The organism is Massilia sp. TS11 (assembly GCF_022012445.1).
GTDB lineage: Bacteria > Pseudomonadota > Gammaproteobacteria > Burkholderiales > Burkholderiaceae_D > Telluria.
The window spans coordinates 678,760-703,053 of sequence record NZ_JAKLTS010000001.1 but is presented as its reverse complement, the minus strand read 5'-3'; the positions used below and the strand labels follow the sequence as shown (position 1 = coordinate 703,053).

Annotated in this window: 17 protein-coding genes; 7 read left to right on the top strand and 10 right to left on the bottom strand. The window is 69.3% G+C overall.

What is annotated here, in order from left to right; genetic code table 11:
- Positions 1 to 92 precede the first annotated feature (92 nt).
- The 3 genes from aceA to LZ005_RS03285 form a co-directional block, all read right to left on the bottom strand.
- The gene (gene aceA, locus LZ005_RS03295) at positions 93 to 1,388 is read right to left on the bottom strand and encodes an isocitrate lyase (RefSeq protein ID WP_237804634.1); all 1,296 of its coding nucleotides are present in this window, start codon (positions 1,386 to 1,388) and stop codon (positions 93 to 95) included.
- 325 nt (positions 1,389 to 1,713) lie between these two features.
- Positions 1,714 to 2,208 carry a ribonuclease E activity regulator RraA gene (gene rraA / locus LZ005_RS03290; RefSeq protein WP_237804632.1) on the bottom strand — a complete coding sequence of 165 codons (495 nt, stop codon included), beginning with the start codon at positions 2,206 to 2,208 and terminating at the stop codon, positions 1,714 to 1,716.
- A gap of 36 nt (positions 2,209 to 2,244) precedes the next feature.
- A complete protein-coding gene (locus tag LZ005_RS03285; protein WP_237804630.1) occupies positions 2,245 to 3,441 on the bottom strand; it encodes an MFS transporter in 1,197 nt (398 codons plus the stop codon).
- A gap of 95 nt (positions 3,442 to 3,536) precedes the next feature.
- On the opposite strand from LZ005_RS03285, the gene LZ005_RS03280 reads away from it, so the two are divergent.
- Positions 3,537 to 4,328 (top strand): helix-turn-helix transcriptional regulator, encoded by a 792-nt coding sequence (locus LZ005_RS03280; protein ID WP_237804628.1) that lies wholly within the window; start codon positions 3,537 to 3,539, stop codon positions 4,326 to 4,328.
- 33 nt (positions 4,329 to 4,361) lie between these two features.
- On the opposite strand, the gene clpB is transcribed toward LZ005_RS03280, so the two are convergent.
- The 5 genes from clpB to LZ005_RS03255 form a co-directional block, all read right to left on the bottom strand.
- Positions 4,362 to 6,941, bottom strand: a complete 2,580-nt coding sequence (clpB, locus tag LZ005_RS03275; RefSeq protein WP_237804626.1) for an ATP-dependent chaperone ClpB — start codon at positions 6,939 to 6,941, stop codon at positions 4,362 to 4,364.
- Between the two features lie 66 nt (positions 6,942 to 7,007).
- The gene (gene crcB / locus LZ005_RS03270) at positions 7,008 to 7,379 is read right to left on the bottom strand and encodes a fluoride efflux transporter CrcB (RefSeq protein ID WP_237804624.1); all 372 of its coding nucleotides are present in this window, start codon (positions 7,377 to 7,379) and stop codon (positions 7,008 to 7,010) included.
- Positions 7,376 to 7,834: a molybdopterin synthase catalytic subunit MoaE gene (moaE, locus tag LZ005_RS03265; RefSeq protein ID WP_237804622.1), complete on the bottom strand. Its 459-nt coding sequence runs from the start codon at positions 7,832 to 7,834 to the stop codon at positions 7,376 to 7,378. The genes crcB and moaE overlap by 4 nt, the downstream gene beginning before the upstream one ends.
- Entirely contained in the window at positions 7,831 to 10,164 is a 2,334-nt protein-coding gene (locus LZ005_RS03260) for a DUF349 domain-containing protein (RefSeq protein WP_237804620.1), read from the bottom strand. The genes moaE and LZ005_RS03260 overlap by 4 nt, the downstream gene beginning before the upstream one ends.
- A 64-nt stretch (positions 10,165 to 10,228) precedes the next feature.
- A complete protein-coding gene (locus LZ005_RS03255) occupies positions 10,229 to 10,774 on the bottom strand; it encodes a hypothetical protein (RefSeq protein ID WP_237804618.1) in 546 nt (181 codons plus the stop codon).
- 143 nt (positions 10,775 to 10,917) lie between these two features.
- Here LZ005_RS03255 and LZ005_RS03250 point away from each other — a divergent pair, with 143 nt between their 5' ends.
- The 3 genes from LZ005_RS03250 to LZ005_RS03240 are packed head-to-tail and all read left to right on the top strand — an operon-like array spanning position 10,918 to position 13,950.
- On the top strand, positions 10,918 to 11,880 hold the full coding sequence (locus LZ005_RS03250; RefSeq protein WP_237804616.1) for an HlyD family secretion protein: 963 nt from the start codon (positions 10,918 to 10,920) through the stop codon (positions 11,878 to 11,880).
- On the top strand, positions 11,877 to 12,821 hold the full coding sequence (locus LZ005_RS03245) for an ABC transporter ATP-binding protein (RefSeq protein WP_237804614.1): 945 nt from the start codon (positions 11,877 to 11,879) through the stop codon (positions 12,819 to 12,821). The genes LZ005_RS03250 and LZ005_RS03245 overlap by 4 nt, the downstream gene beginning before the upstream one ends.
- A 1-nt stretch (position 12,822) precedes the next feature.
- Positions 12,823 to 13,950, top strand: coding sequence for an ABC transporter permease (locus tag LZ005_RS03240; RefSeq protein WP_237804612.1), 1,128 nt, complete (start codon positions 12,823 to 12,825; stop codon positions 13,948 to 13,950).
- Here LZ005_RS03240 and LZ005_RS03235 read toward each other — a convergent pair whose 3' ends face one another.
- Complete coding sequence (locus LZ005_RS03235; protein WP_237804610.1) at positions 13,951 to 14,934, bottom strand: DUF2804 domain-containing protein; 984 nt, start codon at positions 14,932 to 14,934, stop codon at positions 13,951 to 13,953.
- A complete protein-coding gene (locus LZ005_RS03230) occupies positions 14,934 to 16,157 on the bottom strand; it encodes a winged helix-turn-helix domain-containing protein (RefSeq protein WP_237804608.1) in 1,224 nt (407 codons plus the stop codon). The genes LZ005_RS03235 and LZ005_RS03230 overlap by 1 nt, the downstream gene beginning before the upstream one ends.
- Before the next feature lie 165 nt (positions 16,158 to 16,322).
- Here LZ005_RS03230 and LZ005_RS03225 point away from each other — a divergent pair, with 165 nt between their 5' ends.
- From LZ005_RS03225 to LZ005_RS03215, 3 genes are read left to right on the top strand one after another with little or no spacing between them, the layout of a single operon-like run.
- Positions 16,323 to 19,316, top strand: a complete 2,994-nt coding sequence (locus tag LZ005_RS03225; RefSeq protein ID WP_237804606.1) for a PAS domain S-box protein — start codon at positions 16,323 to 16,325, stop codon at positions 19,314 to 19,316.
- 25 nt (positions 19,317 to 19,341) lie between these two features.
- On the top strand, positions 19,342 to 20,565 hold the full coding sequence (locus LZ005_RS03220) for an exonuclease SbcCD subunit D C-terminal domain-containing protein (protein WP_237804604.1): 1,224 nt from the start codon (positions 19,342 to 19,344) through the stop codon (positions 20,563 to 20,565).
- Positions 20,562 to 24,269 (top strand): AAA family ATPase, encoded by a 3,708-nt coding sequence (locus LZ005_RS03215; protein WP_237804602.1) that lies wholly within the window; start codon positions 20,562 to 20,564, stop codon positions 24,267 to 24,269. Before LZ005_RS03220 ends, LZ005_RS03215 begins: the two co-directional genes overlap by 4 nt.
- Positions 24,270 to 24,294 lie beyond the last annotated feature (25 nt).

The following is a 24,294-nucleotide window of genomic DNA, read 5'->3' as shown; positions in this document are numbered from 1 at the left end:
TCAACCGGCATTATCCCGCAAAAAAAGCGCCACCGGGCGCAAGGCGCGGTGGCGCAACATACAGCTGACGGACAAACGCTGAATCAGCAGACTCAGGCGACCTTCTTATCGAAGAACTGTTCATCCTCGGTCGAACCGTGCAGGGCCGTGGTCGAGGACTGGCCTTGCTGGATGGTCTGGGTCACGGCATCGAAGTAGCCGGTACCGACTTCGCGCTGGTGCTTGACGGCGGTGAAGCCCTTCTCGGCGGCGGCGAATTCGGCTTCCTGCAGCTCGACGAAGGCCGACATCTGACGGCGGGCATAGCCGTGGGCCAGGTTGAACATGCCGTAGTTGAGCGAGTGGAAGCCAGCCAGGGTGATGAACTGGAACTTGTAGCCCATGGCGCCGAGTTCTTTCTGGAATTTGGCGATCGTGGCGTCGTCCAGGTTTTTCTTCCAGTTGAACGAGGGCGAGCAGTTATAGGCCAGCAGTTTGCCCGGGAATTTGGCGTGCACGGCGTCGGCGAAGGCCTTGGCGAAGGCCAGGTCCGGCTTGCCGGTTTCGCACCACACGAGGTCGGCGTACTCGGCATAGGCCAGGGCGCGCGAGATGGCCTGCTCGAGGCCCGGCTTGACGCGGTAGAAGCCTTCCACCGTGCGCTCGCCCGTGCAGAACGGACGGTCGTTGTCGTCCACGTCCGAGGTCAGCAGGTCAGCCGCTTCGGCATCGGTACGGGCGATGACCAGGGTCGAGGTGCCCATCACGTCGGCGGCTAGGCGCGCGGCGTTGAGCTTTTCGCAGGCTTCGCGGGTCGGCACCAGCACCTTGCCGCCCATGTGGCCGCACTTCTTCACGGAAGCGAGCTGGTCTTCGAAGTGCACGCCGGAGGCGCCCGCTTCGATCATGGATTTCATCAGTTCGAATGCGTTCAGCACGCCGCCGAAACCGGCTTCGGCGTCCGCCACGATGGGCGCGAAGAAGTCGATGTCGTCTTTGCCTTCCGACCATTGGATCTGGTCGGCGCGCTGGAAGGTGTTATTGATGCGCTTGACCACCATCGGCACCGAGTTGGCCGGATACAGCGACTGGTCGGGATACATTTCGCCCGCCAGATTGGCGTCGCCCGCCACCTGCCAGCCGGACAGGTAAATGGCCTTCAGGCCAGCCTTCACCTGCTGCATGGCTTGGTTGCCGGTCAGCGCGCCGAGGGCGTTGACGAAGGGCTCGTTGTTGACCAGGTTCCACAGCTTCTCGGCGCCGCGCTTGGCTAGCGTGTGCTCGATCTGCAGGGAGCCGCGCAGACGCACCACGTCCGCCGCCGTGTAGTTGCGCTTCACGCCTTTCCAGCGCGGGTTGGTGTCCCAGTCATGTTGGAGGGCTGCAATTTGCTGTTCACGAGTCGCCATGGTCTTCTCCTTTGAGGCAGATGAATCAAGAAATGAAATCCGTTAGAGATATCCTAGGCCTGTTTGCGCGTCGCAGCAATAGTCTTATATAAGACATACAAGTAAATTTATTTCGTTATTTTTCAATGACTTAATTTTTCTATCCCATGATACGAAACACCATTTCTCAAAATGGAAGCAAAACAGCGGATCGCCATGCTGCATATTCCACGATATGAAACCGCGATCTCAACAGATGAAAAAACGGGCCGCGCGGGCCCGTTTTGAAGAAAATTTGGAGGAAAGCCTCTAAAACTGCGCGGCCCGTCTGTTGTATCGCCGCCACTCAGGCGAGCTTTTGGCGCGCAATCAGGATGCCGTCGGCATCGGCATAGCACCAGTCATCGGGGCTGACGGCCACGCCGGCCACGCTGATGCGGCCATTGCGTTCGCCCACGCCCTGGCGCGCGCTGCGCTGGGGAATCGCGGCCAAGGCGCGGATGCCGACCGCGCAGGCATTCAGCTCATCGGTGTCGCGCACGCAGCCGTCGATCACGATGCCGGCCCAGCCATTGTTCTGCGCCAGCAGGCCGAGCTGGCCGCCAACCAGGGCGCGGCGCAGGCTGCCGCCGCCATCGATCACCAGCACATGGCCGTGCCCGGGCGCTTCCAGGGTGGCGCGCACGAGGGCGTTGTCCTCGAACACGCGCAGGGTCGTGATCGGGCCGCAGAAACGCCGGTGCTGGCCCCAGTGCTTGAACACGGGTGGCAGCACGAGCAGGCGGCCGTCCTCGAGCAGTTCGGGGTGGTCGTCGCACAGGTCGGTGGTGGCAAAAGACATGGTGGCTCCTGGTAGGTGAAAAGGTTTGTGCCGATTCTAAGCCTTCTGCACGGCGGCCGCGCGTCCCTCCGAGCCAACCCCGACCGCCGTGGCGATCGCCAGAAACTGGAACAGGGCCACGCCGATGAACACCCAGTGCGGATGGCCGCCGTCCATGATCAGCCCGAAAGCCAGCGGCCCCAGGGCCAGGCCGCTGTCCAGGCCCGAATACACGACGCCGTACACGCGCCCGGTCGCATGGCGCGGCGCGGCGGCGCGGATCAGCAGGTCGCGCGAGGGACCGGCCACGCCCGAGGCAAAGCCGATCACGGCCAGCAGGGGCACAACCGACCAGGCCGGCACAGTGGCGCTGGCCAGCAGCAGGGCCAGCAGGGCCGCCAGGGTGAAGGCGCCGGCGATCGTGCGGTCGTGGCTGCGGGCGCGCGCCGCCAGGAAGCCGCCCACCACCATGCCGCCGGCCGAGGCGAACATATAGCCCGAGTACGCGGCCGTGGCCGTGGCCAGGCTGATGCCATAGGTGCTAACCAGCGCGCTGGAGGCGAAACCCTGGATGCCCGACAGCGCCGCCGCCGTCAGGAAAAAGAAACCGAACGACATCCACACGGCCGGCAGGCGCAGAAAGGCCAGCGCCCCGCCCTGCCCGCCTGCCGCATGGGCGACCGGCGCGAACTCCAGGCGCGCGCGTTCGGCCGCCAGCACCACCAGCATCAGCAGCGGCAGAGCGGCTGCCGTCAGCAGGGCCACGCGCCAGCCGGCCACGGCCGCCACAGCGCCCAGCAGCAGGGGCGCCGAGCCCCAGCCGAGATTGCCGCTGATGCCATGTACGGAAAACGCATGCGCGAGATTCGGCTTGGACACATGGTGGTTCAGCAGGCTGTAGTCGGCCGGATGGAACACGCTGTTGCCCAGGCCCGCCAACAGCGAGCCGAGCAGCAGCATCGGATACGAGGCCGCCCCCGCCAGCACCAGGGCGCTCAGGGCCAGACAGGCCAGCCCGGCCATGAGCACCTTGAGCGCGCCGACCCGGTCGACCACAAAGCCGGCCAGCGCCTGCCCGATGCCGGAGACGACAAAGAACACCGTCATCAAAAGACCGAGTTCCGCATAGCTGAGGGCAAAGGCGGGCCGGATCCAGGGGAACAGGGCCACCAGAATCAGATGGAAGAAGTGGGACACGCCATGCGCCACGCCAATCACGCCGATCACGCGCGCATCCTGCGACAACTGTTTCATGCATTGCTCCGGTAGGGGGACCGGCATAGTGTAGAAAAAACGGCGGCGTCCGATTCACACTAGAATGACAATCTTTATCGCCAAACCGCCAAAGCATGGCCCTGACCATACTGACCGATACCCGCATCCGCGATGACAAGGATGGCCCCACCTTGGCCCAGCCCGTGCGGCCCGGCGCACGCGATCTGCGCGAGGCCGGCGCCATCCGTCCGCACCGCCACAGCTATGCCCAGCTGACCTGGGCGCGCGCCGGCGTGATGCGGGTGACGGCGGCCGGGTCGAGCTGGATCGTGCCGCCCGAGCGCGCGATCTGGATTGCGCCCGGCATCGAGCACACGGTCGCCAATCTCGGTCCGGCCCAGATGCGCGTGCTGTGCGTGCACCCGAGCCGCGCCCTGTTCGCCGGCGAAGAATGCGTGGCCGTCGCCGTCAGTCCGCTGCTGCGCGAGGCCATGCTGGCGCTCGGCCAGTGCGAGGACGAGGACCGCCGCGCCGCCCTGCTGGCCGATCTGGTGCTGGACGAGCTGGCGCGCTCGCGCACACGCCCGCTGCGCGTGCCGATGCCACGCGATAAACGCTTGCAGGCCCTGTGCCAGGTGCTGCTCGATGCGCCCGGCACCGAGGCCACGCTGGCCGAACTGGCTACGCGCGCCGGCGCCTCAGAGCGCACGATGGCGCGCCTGTTCGACAAGGAATTGGGGATGGGCTTTGCCCAGTGGCGCCAGCAGGTGCGGCTGGCCCATGCGGCGCCGCTGATCGCGCGCGGCCTGCCGCTGGCGCGGGTGGCGCAGGAACTCGGCTATGCCAGCCAGTCGGCCTTCAGCGCGATGTTTAAAAAGACCTTCGGCGAGCCGCCGTCGCGCTTTTTCGCACGCCAGACGGCATAAGGGCGGACCCGCAGGCCCGCCCTGTATTCGCGCTTAGCTGAAGCGCAGCTCGCCGCCGTCGACCGCGACGTGGATCGTGTCCTTCGGGCCGTATTTGCCCTGCAGGATGAGCTTCGAGATCGGATTCTCGATCTGCTGCTGGATCGCGCGCTTGAGCGGACGGGCGCCATACACCGGATCGAAACCGGCTTCGGCGATCTTCTGCAGAGCAGCGTCCGAGAGGTCGAGCTGCATCTCCATCGCACCCAGGCGCTTTTCCAGATTCGCCAGCTGGATCTTGGCGATGCTGCCGATATGCTTCTCATCGAGGCCATGGAAGACGACGATCTCGTCGATCCGGTTGATGAACTCAGGCCGGAAGTGGCCGCGCACCTCGGCCATCACCGAGAGCTTGACCAAGGCCGGATCTTCCGTGTCCATCGACTGGATCTTGTGCGAGCCCAGATTCGAGGTCATCACGATGACGGTGTTCTTGAAGTCCACCGTGCGCCCCTGGCCATCGGTCATGCGGCCGTCGTCGAGCACCTGCAGCAGCACATTGAACACGTCATGGTGGGCCTTCTCGACCTCGTCGAGCAGGATCACGCTGTAGGGCTTGCGGCGCACGGCCTCGGTCAGATAGCCGCCTTCGTCGTAGCCGACATAGCCCGGCGGCGCGCCGATCAGACGCGACACCGAATGCTTCTCCATGAATTCGCTCATGTCGATGCGGATCAGCGCATCCTCGCTGTCGAACAGGAAGCTGGCCAGGGCCTTGCACAGTTCGGTCTTGCCGACCCCGGTCGGGCCGAGGAACATGAAGCTGCCATACGGACGATTCGGATCGGCCAGGCCGGCGCGCGAACGGCGGATCGCATCGGCCACGGCGGTGATTGCCTCATCCTGGCCGACCACGCGCTTGTGCAGCTCGTCCTCGATGTGCAGCAGCTTGTCGCGCTCGCCCTGCATCATGCGCGAGACCGGAATGCCGGTCGCGCGCGAGACCACCTCGGCGATCTCCTCGGCGCCGACCTGGGTGCGCAGCAGGCGCGGCTTGGCCTGCTCGGCGCCCTCGCCCGAGGCTTCGGCCTTTTTCAGGCGCGCTTCCAGATCGGGCAGGCGGCCGTACTGCAGTTCCGACACCTTCTGCCAGTTCGACTGGCGCTTGGCTTCCTCCATCTCGAACTTGACGCGCTCGATTTCCTCCTTGATGTGGGTCGAGCCCTGCACCACGGCCTTTTCGGCCTTGAGGATTTCCTCGAAGTCGTTGTACTCGCGTTCGAGGCGGGCGATCTCCTCATCGATCAGTTCGAGGCGGCGCTTGGAGGCCTCGTCTTTTTCCTTCTTGACGGCTTCCTTCTCGATCTTCAGCTGGATCAGGCGGCGTTCGAGCTTGTCCATCACCTCCGGCTTGGAGTCGATCTCGATCTTGATCTTCGAGGCCGCTTCGTCGATCAGGTCGATCGCCTTATCGGGCAGGAAGCGATCAGTAATGTAGCGGTGCGAGAGTTCGGCCGCGGCGATGATGGCCGGGTCGGTGATCTCCACCTTGTGGTGCAGTTCGTACTTGTCCTGCAGGCCGCGCAGGATGGCGATGGTCGCCTCCACGCTCGGTTCCTCGACCAGGATTTTCTGGAAGCGGCGTTCGAGCGCGGCGTCCTTCTCGATGTACTTGCGGTATTCGTCGAGCGTGGTCGCGCCGATGCAATGCAGCTCGCCGCGCGCCAGTGCCGGCTTCAGCATATTGCCCGCGTCCATGGCGCCTTCGGCTTTGCCGGCGCCGACCATCGTGTGGATCTCGTCGATGAACAGGATGGTCTGGCCTTCATCCTTGGCCAGTTCGTTCAGCACGGCTTTCAGGCGTTCCTCGAACTCGCCGCGGTATTTGGCGCCGGCCAGCAGGCCCGCCATGTCGAGCGAGAGCACGCGCTTGTTCTTCAGCGTGTCCGGCACTTCGCCATTGACGATGCGCTGGGCCAGGCCTTCCACGATGGCGGTCTTGCCCACGCCCGGCTCGCCGATCAGCACCGGATTGTTCTTGGTACGGCGCTGCAGCACCTGGATCGCGCGGCGGATTTCGTCGTCGCGGCCGATCACCGGATCGAGCTTGCCCAGGCGGGCGCGCTCGGTCACGTCGAGGGTGAATTTTTTCAGGGCTTCGCGCTGGCCTTCGGCGTCTTGCGACTGCACGCCCTCGCCCCCACGTACGGCCTGGATGGCGCTGTCGAGCGACTTGCGGTTGAGGCCATGCTCGCGCGCCAGCTTGCCGGCTTCGGATTTATCGTCGGCGAAGGCCAGCAGCACCATCTCGCTCGAGACGAATTTATCGTTACGCTTCTGGGCTTCCTTGTCGGCCAGGTTGAGCACCGCCACGAATTCGCGGCTGACCTGCACCTCGCCGCCCGTGCCGGACACCTTGGGCAGACGCTCCATCGCGCCCTTCAGGGCCTGGGCCAGCCCGCCGACATTGACGTTCGCACGCTGCAGCAGCGAGCGGGCGGCGCCGTCGTCCTGATTGAGCAAGGCGGCCAGCAGGTGAACCGGCTCGATGTAAGGATTGTCGCTGCCGACGGCCAGGCTTTGGGCGTCGGCCAGGGCTTCCTGGAGTTTGGTGGTCAGTTTGTCTTGCCGCATGGCTAAGCTCCTTGATGTCGTTACTACACAACATAAGGCCGCCCTGCGGCGAATTCAAGACCCTGTTCAGCTCAGGGCTTTGTAGGTCGCCAGTCCGGCGAAGCAGCAGGCCAGCGCACCCAGCAGATGCAGGCCCGAATGCAGGAGCGCCCAGCCGAACTCGCCGCGCTGGAGCAGCACCATCGACTCGCCCGAGAAACTGGAGAAGGTGGTCAGCCCGCCGAGGAAGCCGGTGATGGCGAACAGGCGCCATTCGGGCGCCAGCGCTGGGTGGCCGCCGAAGAAGCCGAGGCCAAAGCCGATCAGGTAGCCGCCGATCAGGTTGGCGGCCAGGGTGCCCATCTGGATATTCGCGTGCAGCGCGCCCAGCCACAGGGCCAGGCCCCAGCGCGCCCAGGCGCCCAGGGCCGCGCCGAGGCCGACCGCCAGCCAGCTCATGCCGTTCCCCATTTGGCCTTGGCGCTGTCGTCGCTCAGGCGCGCATCGACCCAGCGCGCGCCCGCGGGCGTCTGCTCTTTTTTCCAGAACGGCGCGTCGGTCTTCAGGTAGTCGATGATGAATTCGCAGGCCTGGAAGGCTTCGCCGCGGTGGGCGCTGCTGACGGCCACCAGCACGATCTGGTCCATCGGCCGCAGCGGGCCGACGCGGTGGATCACGCTGGCGCCATACAGCTGCCAGCGCTGGTGGGCCTCGTCCAGGATGGCTTCCAGCGCCTTTTCCGTCATGCCCGGGTAGTGCTCGAGCTCCATGGTGGCGACGCTGGCGCCCTCGTTCATGTCGCGCACGGTGCCGACAAAACTGACGACGGCGCCCACGCGTGCATCGCCGGCGCGCAGGGCGGCCAGTTCGGCCGTCAGATCAAAATCCTCGGTCTGAACCTGCACCCGCTTCATTTACCGTCCTTGCCGACGCGGCGGAACAGTTGTTCGATGCGCGAGGCGGTGCGTGCGTCGGTCAGGGCCGGCGTGGCCGCCAGCTTGAGCAGCTGGGCGGCCGGCGCCAGCGGTTTCTGGCCCGACTTGAGCGAGGACTGCAGCACTTCGACCTGCAGCTTGAGGCGCTCGCGCGCGAAGTCGGCACCGGAATCGACGCCGGCCACGATCTCGAGGCGCAGCACGTCCTGCAGCAGACGCTCGCGGTTGGCGCGCAGGGTGGCGGCATAGGCGTCACGCGCGCCATTCCAGGCGGCCAGGGCGGCATCGAAGCGGGCCTGCAGCAGCTTGTCGAGTTCGCCGCCGAGCGGCGCCAGCGCGGCCCAGCGGCCGGCCCAGTCGTCTTCCGCCCCGCCCTCGGCGATGGCGTTTTCCAGGGCCTGCACCAGGCGCAGCTTGTCGCGCACGGCGCTGGCCTGGGCCAGGCTGGCCTGGCGGCGCGCGGCGTCCAGCTGCTTCTGAATGGCGCCGACGGCGGCCTGATAGCGTTTATCGAGCCGCGCCTCGGCCGCGCGCGGCACCGGGCCGACGGCGCGCCACTGCTCGGCCACCTCGCGCAGGATGCGCGCGGCCTGGGCGTCGCCGGCGGCCGCTTCCAGGGTCGCGCACAAGGCTTCCTTGGCTTTCAGATGGTCCTTGCGCTCGGCGTCGGCCGCGTGGGCGTGCTGCTTGCGCGCGTTGAACAGCTTGTCGCAGGCGGCGCGGAAGCGCTGCCACAGGGCCTGCTCGTCCTTGCGTTCGAGCGGCAAAGCACGCGCGCGCTCCTGCCAGCGTTCCTGCAGGCGGCGGATGGCGTCGAGCGTGTGGCGCTCGCCCGGCTTGAGCGCCTCGGTTTCGGCGATCAGGGCTTCGCGTTCGGCCAGTTCGGCCTGACGCTGGGACGCCAGCGGCTGCTCCAGCACGGCCATGACAGCGGCGAAGTCGGTGTCGAGCTTTTTCTTTTCCTTGCGGTCGATCGGGCCCAGGCGCTGCCAGGCCTGGCGCAGGCGCGTGACGCTGCCGGCCAAGTGGCGCCAGTCGGCGCCCGCATTGGCGGCCTCGGTCTGGGCGGCGCTCAACAGTGCGCGCGCCTTCTCGGCATTGGCGTGGCGCTCTTCGGCCAGCTGCTTGAAGTGGGCAGCGGCCGGGGCATAGGCCTTGGTGCAGGCGGCGTCAAAACGCTCCCACAAACCCTTGGGCGCATGGCCCGACTGGGCGTCGAGCGCCTTCCAGCGCTCGCGCAGGGCGCCGACCTTTTTGGCCAGTTCGGCCATGGCCGGCTTGTCCTGCTGCAGCTGTTCGGCTGCCTTGATCAGTTCTTCGCGCGAGATATTGCCGCCCCAGCGCGCCCAGTCGTTCATGCGCTTGAGCTCGGCCCGGACGGCGGCCAGATGCTCGTGCTGGGCGGCGCTCAGGTGCACGCCTTTCATGTCCTTGAGCACTTTGTCGAGATCGGCGGCGACGTGCAGATGGCCCTCTTTCAGGGCCGTTTCCAGGCCCTCGAGCGTGCCGAGGAAGGCCAGCGTGGCCTCGGTCGGCGCGGCGCGCGGCGGCTTGGGCGGACGCTTCTCGGCGGCCGGCGCCGGCGCGGCGGCGGGCGCTTCGGTCGGGGCTGGCGCGGCCGGTGCGGCCAACAAGGCCTGCTGGCGTGCCAGCTCGGCGGTAAAGTCCTGCCGCAGGGAACGCGGCAGGCTGGCGGCTTCGGGCGCGGTCTGGGCCGCCTCGAACGCGCCGCCCAGCTCGGCCAGGCGGGCCGCGCGCGCCGCGGGCTCGGGCAGGCGTTCGGCCAGCTTGCGCAGCTCGGCCAGCTGGTCGATCACGCCGCGCTGCAGGGCCACCTGGGCCTCGATCCGCGCGGACAGGGCCGCATGCACGGCCTGGTAGGCGGGCGCCAGCTCGGGCGCGGCGATGACCGACCATTGCTGATCGAGTTCGGCCACGCGGTTGGGCGTCAGCTTGTCATCGGCCAGCAGGGCCTGGGCCTGGGCGATGCAGGCCTGGCCGCGCGCCATTTCGATGTCGTGGTGGCGCAGCGCGTCGAGCCGGCCCTGGAGCAGCTTGGCCACGCGGCGGTCGGTATTGCGGATGGCGGCGTGGACCTGCTCGAGCAGGGCGCGCGAGTGAATGTGCTCGGCCGCAGCCAGGCGCAGTTCGGAAAACTCGGAACGCAGCACGAAGGCGGCCGCAGCGGCCTCGTCCCCGGCCAGGGTTTTGAGCTGTTCCGCCTGCTGGGCGCGTGCGCTGGCACTGTCGGCGGCGGGCGCCGGTGTGCCCTCGGTCGGGTCCGTGTCGCGCTTCAGGAATTCAAACATGACGTGCAGCCAATAGTGAAAGCACAATCATATCAAGAAGCGCGCCACTCGGGGCGCACAGGCCTCAGATCGATGCGCGCGCGGCAGCGGCGGTGCGGGCGGCGGCGCGGCCGTCCCCGCCCGGGGTGGCGGCGGCCTCGGCCAGCATCTGGTGGGCCAGCTGAAACCAGCACTCCTCCGACAGGCGGGCGCGCGCCAGCGGCAGCAGATGCTGTTCTTCGAGCGTCAGGCGTTCGAGCAGCGCGCTGCAGACCGTATCGAGACAGGCGCAGCGGGCGCTGACGGCCGCCGCATTGGCGGCGCCGCTGGCCGCTTCGGCGTCGCGCAGGGCCGCCTGAGCCGCCGCCTGCCAGGCCTCGGCCTGGGCCAGCAGGGCCTGGCCCGCGCCCTGGCCGCGCAGGGCCGGATACAGGTGGCGCGTGGCCTTGCGCTGCTGGCACTGGCGCAGCAGGCGGCCCAGCTCGGCGCAGCAGCGCCTGACCGCTGCGTCCGACAGCGTGCTTTGGTAAAGGAAATCGTCCTGAATTTGCTGCTGCAGGGCAAGTACCTCAGCCTGCAGTTGATTATGTTCGAGCGAGAGGGCCACCATGGCATACGTACCTGTCAACATGCAATCTCCTGGGTGGACACTTTGGTTGGAACGACAAGGATAGGGGCCGCACGTTTGATCTGCTTTGCGTTTTCGCAAAGCGCCTTGGCCTCGGCTGTGTTTTTTATGCTAACGTTGAGCCAGCTTAAGAAACCCACTCCGCCATGACGCGCGCCCTCCTCGCCTGTATCACCGCCTGTCTGGGCCTGGCCGCCTGCCAGCCCGCCCCTTCCGACCACTTCCCCGGCTATGCCGAAGCCGACTACGTGCGCCTGGCGAGCCCGGTCGGCGGCACCCTGGCCAAGCTGCACCTGCAGCGCGGCCAGCAAGTGAAGGCCGGCGCCCTCGCCTTCGCGCTGGAGCAGGAAAATGAACAGGCCGCGCGCCTGGCCGCCCAGGCCCGCCTGCAGCGCGCCGAGGCGGCGCTGGCGAACCTGCTCAGCGGCCGGCGCCCGGATGAAGTGGCCGTCACCGCCAGCCAGCTGGCCCAGGCCGAAGCGGCCCAGCGCCAGTCGCAGGCGGCGCTGGCGCGCGTGCAGCGCCTGCAGTCGGCCCAGTTTGTGGCCCAGGCCAGCCTGGACGACGCGCGCGCCGCCGCCGAGCGCGACACGGCGCGCGTCAACGAGCTGCGCGCCGCGCTGCGCGTGGCCGCCCTGGCCGCCCGCCCGCAGGAAATCGCCGCCGCCCGTCAGGACGTGGAGGCGGCCCGCGCCGCCCTCGCCCAGGCCGACTGGCAGCTCAATCAGAAGGCCGTGCGCGTGCCGCGCGATGCCGCCGTGGCCGACCTGCTCTACCGCGAAGGCGAGCTGGTGGCGGCCGGCCAGCCGGTCGTCAGCCTGCTGGTGCCCGAGTATGTGCGGGCGCGCTTCTTCGTCCCCCAGACCGTGCTCGGCACGATCAAGCTCGGTCAGCCGGTCACGCTGCGCTGCGACGGCTGCCCGGCGCCGCTGGCCGCGCGCATCAGCTACATCGCGCGCGAGGCCGAGTTCACCGCGCCCCTTATCTACAGCAAGGAGAACCGCGCCAGCCTGGTGTTCATGGTCGAGGCCCAGCCCGAACCGGGCAGCGCCACCCGCCTGCATCCGGGCCAGCCGCTGGAAGTGCGCCTCGCCCCGTCCGCCCCATGAGCGAGACCATCATCGATGTACGCGGCCTGACCAAGCGTTATGGCGAGCGCACCGTGGTCGACGCGGTCGACCTGCAGGTGGCGCGCGGCCAGATCTACGGCTTCCTCGGCCCCAACGGCAGCGGCAAGACCACCACGATCCGCATGATCTGCGGCCTGCTGACGCCGGACGCCGGCAGCGGCAGCTGCCTGGGCCTGGACATCCGCAGCCAGGCGCGCGCGATCAAGCGCCAGGTCGGCTACATGACCCAGCGCTTCGGCCTGTACGACGACCTCAGTATCGAGGAGAACCTCGACTTCATCGCGCGCATCTACCAGGTGCCGCAGCGGCGCGCCAAAGTCGCCGCCACGCTCGAACAACTGGGTCTGGCCACGCGCCGGCGCCAGCTGGCCGGCGCCCTGTCGGGCGGCTGGAAGCAGCGCCTGGCGCTGGCCGCCTGCCTGCTGCACGAGCCGCGCCTGCTGCTGCTCGACGAACCGACCGCCGGGGTCGACCCGGAGGCGCGCCGCCTGTTCTGGGACCAGTTGCATGAACTGGCGGCCGGCGGCCTGACGGTGCTGGTCTCGACCCACTACATGGACGAAGCGGCGCGCTGCCATGCGCTGGCCTACATCTGCTACGGACGTCTGCTGGCGCGCGGCAGCGGGCCGGAACTGATCGCCCGGGCGGGGCTGGCGGCGCGCGAGATCAGCGGCCCCGGTCCGGCCCTGGCCGCGCTGGCCCAGCGCCTGCGCGCCGACCCCGAGCTGCACAGCGTCGGCTCGTTCGGCGCCACCTTGCACCTGGCGGCAGCCAGCGAGGCCCGGCTCGACGCCGCCCTGGCCCGCGTCGACGACGTGCTGATGGCCGAGGGCCTGCGCGTGACGCGCGCCGACCCGAATCTGGAAGACGTCTTCATCGCCCTGATGCAGGGCGCGCCCGACAACGCGGGAGGGGCCTGAGATGCGCATCGCCGGCCTGTCCATCGCCCGCCTGCTGGCCATCCTGATCAAGGAGTTCCGCCAGATCCGGCGCGACCGCCTGACCTTTGCCATGATGGTGGCGGTGCCGATCGTGCAGCTGGTGCTGTTTGGCTTCGCCATCAACACCGATCCCAAGCACCTGCCGCTGGCGGTGCTCGACCAGGACCACAGCCGCCTGTCGCGCGCCATCGCCCAGGGTCTGCAGAATTCGCGCTATTTCGCGCTCGAGGCGACACCGGCCGACAGCGCAGCCGGCGACCAGCTGCTCGAACACGGCAAGGTCCAGTTCCTGCTGGTGGTCCCGCCCGGCTTTGAGCGGCGCACGCTGCGCGGCGAGCGCCCCGGCCTGCTGCTGGCGGCCGACGCCACCGATCCATCGGCCTCCGGCAATGCGCTGGCCGCCGTCGCCGGCGTGAGCCAGCAGGTGATCCGGCGCGAGCTGGGCGCCGGCCACGCCCAGCCCGAACCCTTCGACCTGCGCATCCAGCGCCGCTACAACCCGGACGGCCTGGCGCGCTATAACATCGTGCCCGGCCTGATCGGAGTGATCCTGACCATGACGATGGTGATGATGACGGCCCTGGCGATGACGCGCGAGACCGAGCGTGGCACGATGGAGAATCTGCTGGCCACACCGGCCCGGCCGAGCGAAGTCATGGTCGGCAAAATCCTGCCTTACATCCTGATCGGCTATGTGCAGGTGAGCGTGATTCTGGTGCTGGCCAAGCTGCTGTTCGACGTGCCCATGGTCGGCTCGCTGGCGCTGCTGTCGGCCGTGCTGGTGGCCTTCATCGCGGCCAATCTGGCTGTGGGCTTCACCTTCTCCACGCTGGCGCGCAACCAGCTGCAGGCGATGCAGCTGACCTTCTTTTTCTTCCTGCCCTCGATGCTGCTGTCGGGCTTCATGTTCCCGTTCCGCGGCATGCCGCCCTGGGCCCAGGCCATCGGCGAAGTGCTGCCGCTGACGCATTTTCTGCGCATCGTGCGCGGCATTCTGCTGAAGGGGAATTCGGCGGCCGACATCTGGCAGGAGCTGTGGCCGATCCTGCTGTTCATGACTGGAGCCGGCGCCGTCGCCCTCAAGCGCTACCGCCAGACGCTCGACTGATCACCAGCGCGAACGGTGGTCCTCGGTCACGCCGGCCAGCGCGCGCACCTGGCGCGCCGGCGCGTCGGGCGCGGCCCGCACCACGCCATCGAACACGCCGATCGGCTGCACGTAGCGGCTGGCGGCCACCAGCAGGTCCTTGTCCTCGCGCCGCAAACCGTGCGGAGTGAACACGAGATCGAGCAGGCCGCAGGCGCTGCGCACCTGCCAGGGCGCCATCGGATCGCCCGCGTCATACACGAATTCGGCCGGGCCGAGCGCGATCAGTTGGCCGTCGAGCCAGAGGGCGTTTTCGTTGGCGCCAAAGTAGCCCGCCTGCAGGTTGAAGCCGATCTCCAAGCCGTGCGCCGACGCCCAGCGCCAGTCGGTATCGCGCGCCAGCAGACCATTCGAATAGTCGCAGCTGGCCACCCCGCCATCGAGCGAGAACAGCTGCCCGCCCGCGCACACCTGGCCGCTCAAGGGCATGCCGCCCGACTTCTGCGTCGCATGGATGCTGCCGCCGGCCACCGGCCCCACGGCCAGCAGCTGCGGCGCCGGGCCGCCAAAACGCGCGCTGATGGCCAGGCCGGGCGTTTCCAGCTCCAGCAGATAATCGTGTTCGGCCTGCGGCAGCAGCGCGATGCGCCGGCCCGGCATGCGGTAATGGCTGGCCGCACGCGCATGCGCGCCGACGCGCGCGCCCAGACCGGGCAGCGCATCCTGTGAGTAGGCGGCAATCACGCGCTGCGAACCACGCTCGAACACATAGGCAAAGGCGGTGCTGGTCCAGCCCACGTCGACGATGGCGACGGCGCAGAACACGCTGTCGCTGGCCAGCGCGACATAATGCCAGCGCTTGTGATGAAAGCGCCGCCACAGGGCGCTGCGGCCATGCGGCGCGGCCAGCGCGGCCCAGTCGAAGCTGTGCGCGAGCCCACGGTAGCGGCCCAGCAGCGGCTGACCATCGGCGTCCACCAGGTGTTGCGGTGCGGCCGGCAGCATCAGGCCTCCTCGCGCAGGGCAGCCGCCAGCAGCGGCGCAAAGGCGGCCGGTTCCACCTGGCCCAGTTCCACCTCGGGACAGGCGTGCCAGCGCGCGCAGCGCGTGATGGCGTCGGCCAGGTCGGCCGCCAGCGCCGCCGACGGGCGCACGCCCGCTTCCAGCTCCAGCCGCAGCAGGCTGAAACGCCCCGCCTGGCGGTGCGCCTTGGCGTCCACCCGGCCGACCAGCACCCCGCGCCGCAGCAGCGGCAGCACGAAATAGCCATAGCGGCGCTGCGGCGCCGGCGTGTAGCACTCGAGCCGGTAGTCAAAGTCGAACAGCTCGCGCGCGCGGCGCCGGTCCCAGACCACCGGATCAAACGGCGACAGCAGGCTGCTGGCGGTCGGCTTGAGCGCGCCATCGGCGGCGGCCGCGGCCAGCTCGGCCAGATCGGGGTGGATGTAGACCGGGTCGTCCCAGCCGTCGACGCGCGCCGTCAGCAACTGGCCGCTGCGCGCCAGCGCCGCCAGATCGACATGCGGACGGCGCGTGCGGTAGTAGTCGGGTACCCAGGCCGCGCGCGCCAGACCAAGCGCGCGCACGCTGCGCAGGGCCAGTGCCCGTTCGACTTCGGCGCGCGGCGGCAGCAGGCCGTCGTGCCAAGACGGGTGAACGCGTTCGCGCAGGTCGTACACGCGCTGGAAGTTGTGGCGCCGCGCGATCATCAGCTGGCCGGTGGTGAACAGGGCTTCGAGGGCGCGCTTTTCCGGCTTCCACTCCCACCAGCCGCCGCCCTTGCCGTCGCGGCGCGCGAAATCCTGCGAGCGCACCGGCCCGCGCGTGCGCACATGGTCCAGCACCTGCTCGACCTCGTCGCGGCGCTCGCGCAGGAACTTGACCGGGTACTTCCAGCCCATCCCGGCCGGATCCAGCATACGGTGGCGCATCAGGTGGTAGTCCTCGATCGGCACAAAGCAGGCCTCGTGCGCCCAGTACTCAAACAGCCGGCCCTCGGCCAGATGCTCTTCCAGCCATTGGCCCTGGTAGTCGCCCAGACGGCTCCACAACACCAGATAAGGACTGCGCGCGACCACGCTGATGGTATCAATCTGCAGCACGCCGAGCGTGCGGATGGCATCGAGCACATCGTCCTTGCGGGCGCGCTGGCGGCGCGGACGCAGCAGGCCCTGGGCGGCCAGATGCAGGGCGCGCGCGGCCGGGAGCGAAAGAGTCAGACCGTTCATCGGGTGCGGGGAGACGGAAAAGCGGCCATTGTAACGCGCCAGACTGTGGCTAAAACGCTCATTTTTTTTGAATGCGGTGATCCATAGCGCGCAAAATCTGCGCACAATAGGCCTGTCGCGGACCGGTTGCCCTTTCGATCACTGACTTGAAATACTCACAAGGCCTTGACCACGAATAGCCCACTCCTGCGCCACGTGCGCCGCCTGTCGCGGGCCCTGCTGCTGCCGGCCTTCGCCGCCGCTTTGCTGCTCGCGATCTGGAGTGCCGTGGCCTATCAGATCAGCGTCGAGCGCGAGGCCGCCCACCACGATGCGGTCGCGCGCAGCCAGACCCTGGCCCAGAGCCTGGCCGAACACGTCAGCCATGTGCTGCGCCAGACCGAGCATGCGGCCCAGGTCTACAAACTGAAGTTCGAGGAATCGGGCGGGCACATGCCGCTGGCGGAATTCACGCGGCGCGGCGGCCTGCTCGACAATGTGCTGCCGGCCCGGCTCGACCTGCCGGTGGCGCTGTTCGACAGCGCCGGCCGGCTGACCGACAGCGCCAACGGCTACCCGCAGCGCGGCGCCGCAAGTGAAGCGTGGTTCCAGCAACTGCGCATGGGCGGGGGCGACGGCGCGGGTGCGGGCGCCGCCGTCTACGAAGCGGCCACCCACAAGTGGCAGATCCAGGTGGCGCGCCGGCTCGATGGCCCGGACGGCAGCTTTGCCGGCGCCGTCATGCTGCTGGTCGACCCGGCCTTCTTCATCGACGACTACGACCGCCTGAACATGGAAGACGATGGCGCCCTGCTCCTGATCAGCCCTGGCAGCGGTCTGTCCACCGGGCGCGTGCGCGACCGCCTGTTCATCTCCGACAGCGTGCATTTCCAGCACCGGCTGGACCCGAGCCTGCCGGTGCAGGAGCTGCTGCCGCTGCGACCGCTCGACAGTGTGGCCCGCATCTACAGCGCGCGCGAGATTCCGCGCTACGGACTGGAGGCGGTGGTCGGCATCACCGAGCAACTGGCGCTTGAACGCTTCATGCGCCACCGCGCCATCTATCTGTGGGTGACCGCCGCGGCCAGCGTGCTGATTGTCACCGTCACCGCCCTGCTGATGGACCAGAACCGGCGGCTGGCCGAATCGGTCAAGCTGGCGCAGGAGGCCGAGGCCGTGCTGCGCGCCGCCGCCGAAGGCAGTCTGAATGGCTTCATGATTCTGAAGGCCGTGCGGCGCGGCCGCCGCATCGAGGACTTCGTGATCGCCGCCATCAACCAGCGCTGCGCCGACATGATCGGCCAGCCGCGCGAGCGTCTGCTCGGCGCCCTGGCCAGCCAGGGCCTGCCCGAATGCCGCAGCACCGGCCTGTTCGACCGCTATGTGCAGGTGGTCGAAAGCGGCCAGGCGCTGGAAGAGGAATTCGAAGCCAGCTTCACCAGCCTGCCGCGCCGCTGGCTGCACCACCAAGTGGTGCCGCTGCGCGACGGCGTGGCCATCACCACGCGCGACGTCACGGCGCGCAAGCGGGCCGAGATCGAAGTGCTCGACCAGCGCAGCTTCCTGCAGTCGCTGATCGAACATCTGCCCCAGCTGATCTGCGTGAGCAGCACGCGCGCCGACAGCGCCGGCCGCCTGCTGGTGTGGAACCACGCGGCCGAGCAGATCACCGGCCATCCGGCCGAACAGGTGCTGGGCGGCCCCTCGGCGCGCTACTTCCCGCTGCCGCCCGACACCCCGGCCACGCGCCAGCTGCGCGACGGCCTGCCGGTGGCCGAATACGAAGCCCTGCCCTTCACCCGGCGCGACGGCAGCCAGCGCTTTTTGCACACGCTGTCGGTGCCGCTGGCCGACGAGCATGCCGAGCACGCCTACCTGCTGACCATCGCCGAAGACATCACCGAGCGCCGCGCCCAGGCCCTCGCCCTGCGCGCCAGCGAGGCCGAACTGGCGGCGATTGCGAATGCCTCGCCGCTTGGCCTGCTGCGCACCGACGCCAGCGGCCACTGCACCTATGTGAACCCGACCTTCGAAACCATCACCGGGCTGGCGCGCGCGGCGGCCCTGGGCGAAGGCTGGCTGCGCGCCATCCACCCCGAAGACCTGGCCCTGCTGCGCCAGGCCCTGGCCCAGCTATGCGACAAGGCCGAGCCTTACCAGGGCGTGCTGCGCTGCCAGCATCCGGATGGCCGCATCGTCTGGACCTCGATGAAATTCGCGCCGGTGCGGATCAACGACGCCACCGCCGGCCTGGTCGGCACGGTGGACGACATCACCTCCCTGCGCGGGGCCGAAATCGCCCTGCGCGAAAGCGAGGCGCGCCTGCGCACCATCGCCGACACCCTGCCGACCATGGTCGCCTACATCGACGCCGACCAGACCTACCGCTTCTACAACAGCGCCTACGAGCGCGAATTCGGCTGGAAGGATCAGAACATGCACGGCCTGAGCATCCGCGCCGTCATCGGCGACGCCCACTACGCGCGCATCCAGCCATATATCGAGCGGGTGCTGCAGGGCGAGACCGTGCACTTCGAGGACGTCGACGTGGTCGATGGCGAGGAACGCTATATCGACGTCAACTACATCCCCCAGCGCGACACCGACAATGCGCGCGTGATCGGCTTTCACGTGATGCGCCACGACGTCAGCCACGTCAAGCGCGAGAAGAACCGCCTGATCAAGCTGGCCCAGGTCGACCCGCTGACCGGACTGACCAACCGCGCCGGCTTCATGCTGCGCCTGGCCGACGCCATGCAGACCAGTGCCGCCCACGGCCAGCTGATGGCCGTGATGTACATGGATATCGACCGCTTCAAGCCCGTCAACGACACCTACGGCCACGACGTCGGCGACCAGCTGCTGAAGACTTTCGGCGCGCGCCTGACGCATGCGCTACGCGCCACCGATACCATCGCCCGCCTCGGCGGCGACGAATTCACGGTCATCATGGAGAAGCTCACGCGCGAGGAGGATGCGCGCCACATCGCCGCCAAGATCGTGCAGGTGATGCAGCAGCCGTTCGACCTCGAAGGCGTGCGCGTCGCGATTTCGGCCAGCATAGGCGTGGCCTTCTATCGCAGCGGCGAGCTGGCGCCCGAGGCCCTGCTCAAACAGGCCGACGTCCACCTGTACCAGGCCAAACAGGCCGGCCGCAACACCTTCCGCAGCGCCGCCTGAGAGCCGCTTCGGCTATAGTAGCGGCATGCGACTGCTGCACACCTCCGACTGGCACCTGGGCCAGAGCTTCCACAACTTCGAACGCCAGGCCGAACACCAGCATTTTCTCGACTGGCTGCTGGCCGCCCTCCAGCGCGAGCAGCCGGACGCCCTGCTGATCGCCGGCGACGTTTTCGATAACAGCAATCCGCCGGCCAGCGCGCTGCGCCAGTTCTACCGCTTCCTGCAGCAGGCGCGATGCGCCCTGCCGCGCCTGCAGATCGTCGTCATCGCCGGCAATCACGACTCGCCCCAGCGGCTGGAAGCACCCCAGCCGCTGCTGGAGGACAGCGGCGTGGTGCTGGTCGGCCCGGTGCCGCGCCAGCCCGATGGCAGCATCGATGTGGCGCGTCTGGTGCTGCCCCTGCGCGACGCCAGCGGCGCCGTCGCCGCCTGGTGCCTGGCCATTCCCTTCCTGCGGCCGGGCGACGTGGCGCGCGTGGACGGCGCGGAAGATCCCTACCTGGCCGGCATCGCCGCCCTGTATCAGCAGGCGGCCAGCCACGCGCTGCAGCTGCGCCAGAGCGGCCAGGCGCTGATCGCCATGGGCCACTGCCATCTGGCCCAGACCCAGGCCTCGCCCGACTCCGAACGCCGCATCGTCATCGGCGGCAGCGAGGCCCTGCCCGCCAGCCTGTTCGGTCCCGAGATCGACTACGTGGCGCTGGGCCACCTGCATCTGGCCCAGCAGGTCGGACGGCCGACGGTGCGCTACAGCGGCAGCCCGCTGCCCTTGTCCTTCTCCGAAATCGACTACCCCCATCAGGTGCTGCGGGTCGACCTGGGCGCGGCCGGCTGCGAGATCAGCGCCCTGCCCGTGCCGCGCGCCGTGCCGCTGCTGCGCGTACCGGCGCGCCACGCGCCGCTCGATCAGGTGCTGGCAGCGCTGGCCGCCCTCGACCTGCCCGCCACCGAGGCCGCGCTGCAGCCCTTTCTCGAAGTGCGCGTGCTGCTCGATAAGCCCCTGCCCGGCCTGCGCGCCGAGATCGAACAGGCGCTGGCCGGCAAAGCCGTGCGGCTGGCGCGAATCGATCCGCAGCGCGCCGCGCCGGCTGCGCCCGACACCGTGCCCGCCCTCAGCGTCGACCAATTGCGCCTGATGGCGCCGCAGGACGTGTTCGCCCGCCTGTACGCGGAGCGCTACCAGCAGGCGCCGCCGCCCGAGCTGGCCCAGGCCTTCGCCGAACTGCTGCTGGCGGAGGGCGCATGAAGATCCTGCGCATCGGCGGGCGCAATCTGACCGCGCTGGCCGGCCCCTTCGAGGTCGACTTCCAAAGCGAGCCGCTGGCCAGTAGCGGCCTGTTCGCCATTTGCGGCGCCACCGGTGCCGGCAAGAGCACCCTGCTCGACGCCCTCTGCGTGGCCCTGTACGGCCGCACCCCGCGGCTGGAAAAAACCAATCGCGCCGGCCTCACGATTCCCGATGTCGGCGAGGAGACCATCCACGCGCTCGACCCGCGCAACCTGCTGCGGCGCGGCTGCGCCGAAGGCCTGGCCGAAGTCGATTTCATCGGCCACGACGGCCACGCCTACCGCGCCAGCTGGAGCGTGTGGCGTGCGCGCCGACGCGCCACCGGCGCCATCCAGCAGGCCAGTCACAGCCTCAAGCGCCTGCCCGAGGGCAGTCCGATCGGCGGCACCAATACCGAGGTGCTGGCCGAAATCCAGGCCCGCATCGGCCTGAGCTTCGACCAGTTCACGCGCGCCGTGCTGCTGGCCCAGAACGACTTTGCCACCTTCCTGCGCGCCGACGAAAACGAACGCGGCGAGCTGCTCGAAACCCTGACCGGCAGCGTGATCTACAGCCAGCTGTCGGTGCGCGCCTTCGAGCGCTGCAAGCAGGAGCAGGAGGCGCTGCGCCTGCTGACCCAGGAAATGGCGCACCAGCAGCCGCTCGACCCGGCCGCCCGCAGCGCCCTCGACACGGCCTGTGCCGAGGCCGAGCAGCAGCTGCAGGCCAGCGAGCAGGCACGCCAGCAGGCCGACCAGGCGCTGCGCTGGTGGCAGGAGGCGCAGCGCCTGACCCAGGCCCAGGAGGCCAGCGCCGCCGCCCTCGCCGCCGCCCAGCAGGCGCTGACCGATGCCGCCGCGCGCCAGCAGCAGCTGGCCGCCATCGACCAGGCCCAGCAAGCGCGCCCGCTGGTGCAGGAACAGACGCGTTGCGGCGCTGCCGTACAGGCGGCAGCACAAGCCGTGCAGGACAGCGAAGCGGCATGGCAGGCCGCCAGTCAGCGCGCCAGCAGCAGCCGCGCCGCCCTGACTGAGGCACAACAGGCCGTGCAGGCCGCCCAGGCCGCCCTGCGCGAGGCGCAGCCGCAGCTCGACCAGGCCAAGGCCCTGGACGCCAGCCTGCAGGCCCAGGCCGAACAGCTGGAGCAGACGGCCCAGGCCCTGGCCGGCGCCACCGCCGAAGCCGACGCCGCACAGGCGGCGCTGGCCGCCCTCGATGCCCGCCACGGCGACGCCAGCGCACAGGCCAGCGCCGCCGAGGCATGGCTGGCGGCGCACCAGACCGATAGCGCATTGGCGCAGCAATGGCCGCGCTGGCAGCGCCTGCTCACGCAACTGCGCGCAGCGGCCGACGCCGTCGATCAAGCCGCCAGCGCGGCGGCGCAGGCGCAAGCCAAAGCCGGCGCCACCGCGGCTGGCCTTGGCAGCGCGACGGAAGCGCAGCGCAAGGCCAGCGATGCCGCCAACCTGAGCGCCGCCAGCCGGCGCGACGCCGACGCCGCCCTGCAGGCCATCGACAGCGCAGCCGTGCAGCAGCGCCGCAGCGCCTTGCAAACGCGTGAGCGCGAACTGGCCGCCGCCGAGCTGCTGCAGGCCGAGGGCGCGCGCCTGGCCGCCAGCGGCCAGCAGCTGGCCAGCCGCCAGCACGAACTGCAGCAGCAGATCGCCAGCGCCCGCAGCGCTCTGGAAGCGGCGCGCGCCGCCGCGCCCGCGCTCGAAGCCGCCAGCATCCAGGCCGACAAGTCCCTGCGTTTCGCCCTGCTGGCCACCACCGACAATGTGCAGGCCCTGCGCCAGCAGCTGCAGGACGGCGACGCCTGCCCCGTATGCGGCAGCACCGAGCATCCCCTGCACGGAGCCGAGGCGCGCCTGGCCGACCTGACCCAGACCCTGAGCCAGGACGCCGAAGCGGCGCGCGCCGCCCTCGACGCCAACGCACGCCACCGCGCCAGCCTGGAAGCGACGATCGCCGCCAGCACCCAGCAAATGGCGGCCATGGGCGAAGACATCGCCACCCATGCGCAAGCCAGCGCCGCCCATGGCGCCGCCTGGGACGCCCTGCCGCTGCGTGCGGAACTTGCCAGCACGCCGCTGGCCGCACTGCGCGCGGCGCTGGACGCCGCCCTCGCACAGCTAACCGAAGACGAAGCGCGCCTGGAGGCGGCGCGCCGGGCCGCGCAGCAGGCGCAGGAAGCCGACATCCTCGCCCAGCAGGCGCTGGCTGCGGCCCAGGCCACGCTGCATGCCGCCACTCTGGCCGCCAGCGCGGCCGAGGCCGAGCAGACCCGCCTGCGCCACACCCTGGACGAACGCAGCGCAAGCCTGAGCGCGCGCCAGACCGAACTGGACGAAGCCTTTACCGATCCGGCCTGGCGCGCGGCCTGGCGGGCAGACCCGCAGGCCTTCGAGGAGGCTTGCGCCAAGCGCGCGGCCGCCTGGTCGGCCCAACAGAGCGCACTGGCCACTGCCCAGGCCACGCTGAAGGAAGTGGCGGCCGCCCGCGCGCCCGCCTGCGAACGCCAGCAGCGCGCCACCCTCGCCCTGGCCCAGGCGCAGAGCCAGCATACGCAGCAGCAGCAACGCCACAGCGCAGCTCAGGCCACACGCGCGGCGCTGTTCGGCGGCCGCGCCACCAGCACGGTGGAAGCGGCATTGCGCGCCACTCTCGCCGCGGCCGAACAGACCCAGGCCGCGCAGCAGCAGGCGCGCGATAGCGCCGCACAGGCGGAAAGCGCCGCCGCGACCAGCCGCACGCACGCGCAGCAGCAGCACGCCGCGGCCATCAGCGCCGCCGCCGCCGCCGACCAGGCGCTGGCCGACTGGTGCGCCGCGCAGGCCTGTACGGCCGAACAGCTGCAAGCCCAGCTCGCGCACAGCCCCGCGTGGGTGGCGGCCGAGCGCGCAGCCCTGAACGATCTGCAGCAGGCCAGCGCCGATGCGGCCAGCGTGCACCGCGAGCGCTTTGCGCGCGCGGCCGAGCATCAGACCCAGCGGCCGGCCCTGGCCGACAGCGACGCCGCCAGCGCTGCCAGCCGCTTCCAGGCCGCCGACGCCGCCTGGCAGCAGGCCCACGGCGCCTGCGCCGCCCTGCGCCATCAGCGCGATCAGGACGACCAGCGCCGCCAGCTGGCCGCCAGCCATCTGGAGCGCCTGGCCGCCCAGCAGGCCATCACCCAGCGCTGGGCCATGATGAGCGAGCTGATAGGTTCCGCCGACGGCAAAAAATTCCGCAACTACGCGCAGCAGTTCACGCTCGACGTGCTGCTCGCCTACGCCAACGAACACCTGCTGCAGCTGGCGCGCCGCTACCGGCTCGAACGTGTGCGCCTGGGCGGCCAGGGCGCGCTGGCCCTGGCCGTGCGCGATCAGGACATGGGCGGCGAACTGCGCGCCGTGCATTCGCTGTCGGGCGGCGAGACCTTCCTCGTGGCCCTGGCGCTGGCGCTCGGCCTGGCGGCCCTGTCGGCCAACCGCGTGCGCGTCGAAAGCCTGTTCATCGACGAGGGCTTCGGCAGCCTCGATAGCGAGACCCTGCGGGTCGCCCTCGACGCCCTCGACGGCCTGCAGGCGCTGGGCCGCAAAGTCGGCGTCATCTCGCATGTGCAGGAGATGACCGAACGGATCGCCGTACGCGTGCAGGTGCAGCCGCTGGGCGGCGGCAGCAGCCGCATCGAGATCGCGTAAAATACCGGCTTTTACCCGGACCCCA

Excerpts from the sequence above, each read along its gene's own strand:
- LZ005_RS03230 (WP_237804608.1), bottom strand. The coding sequence starts at position 16,157 with ATGAACGGTCTGACTCTTTCGCTCCCGGCCGCGCGCGCCCTGCATCTG.
- LZ005_RS03285 (WP_237804630.1), bottom strand. The coding sequence starts at position 3,441 with ATGAAACAGTTGTCGCAGGATGCGCGCGTGATCGGCGTGATTGGCGTG.
- LZ005_RS03235 (WP_237804610.1), bottom strand. The coding sequence starts at position 14,934 with ATGCTGCCGGCCGCACCGCAACACCTGGTGGACGCCGATGGTCAGCCG.
- LZ005_RS03240 (WP_237804612.1), top strand. The coding sequence starts at position 12,823 with ATGCGCATCGCCGGCCTGTCCATCGCCCGCCTGCTGGCCATCCTGATC.
- LZ005_RS03260 (WP_237804620.1), bottom strand. The coding sequence starts at position 10,164 with ATGTTTGAATTCCTGAAGCGCGACACGGACCCGACCGAGGGCACACCG.
- LZ005_RS03280 (WP_237804628.1), top strand. The coding sequence starts at position 3,537 with ATGGCCCTGACCATACTGACCGATACCCGCATCCGCGATGACAAGGAT.
- LZ005_RS03255 (WP_237804618.1), bottom strand. The coding sequence starts at position 10,774 with ATGTTGACAGGTACGTATGCCATGGTGGCCCTCTCGCTCGAACATAAT.
- clpB (WP_237804626.1), bottom strand. The coding sequence starts at position 6,941 with ATGCGGCAAGACAAACTGACCACCAAACTCCAGGAAGCCCTGGCCGAC.
- LZ005_RS03220 (WP_237804604.1), top strand. The coding sequence starts at position 19,342 with ATGCGACTGCTGCACACCTCCGACTGGCACCTGGGCCAGAGCTTCCAC.
- aceA (WP_237804634.1), bottom strand. The coding sequence starts at position 1,388 with ATGGCGACTCGTGAACAGCAAATTGCAGCCCTCCAACATGACTGGGAC.
- crcB (WP_237804624.1), bottom strand. The coding sequence starts at position 7,379 with ATGAGCTGGCTGGCGGTCGGCCTCGGCGCGGCCCTGGGCGCCTGGGCG.
- LZ005_RS03250 (WP_237804616.1), top strand. The coding sequence starts at position 10,918 with ATGACGCGCGCCCTCCTCGCCTGTATCACCGCCTGTCTGGGCCTGGCC.
- LZ005_RS03215 (WP_237804602.1), top strand. The coding sequence starts at position 20,562 with ATGAAGATCCTGCGCATCGGCGGGCGCAATCTGACCGCGCTGGCCGGC.
- moaE (WP_237804622.1), bottom strand. The coding sequence starts at position 7,834 with ATGAAGCGGGTGCAGGTTCAGACCGAGGATTTTGATCTGACGGCCGAA.
- rraA (WP_237804632.1), bottom strand. The coding sequence starts at position 2,208 with ATGTCTTTTGCCACCACCGACCTGTGCGACGACCACCCCGAACTGCTC.
- LZ005_RS03245 (WP_237804614.1), top strand. The coding sequence starts at position 11,877 with ATGAGCGAGACCATCATCGATGTACGCGGCCTGACCAAGCGTTATGGC.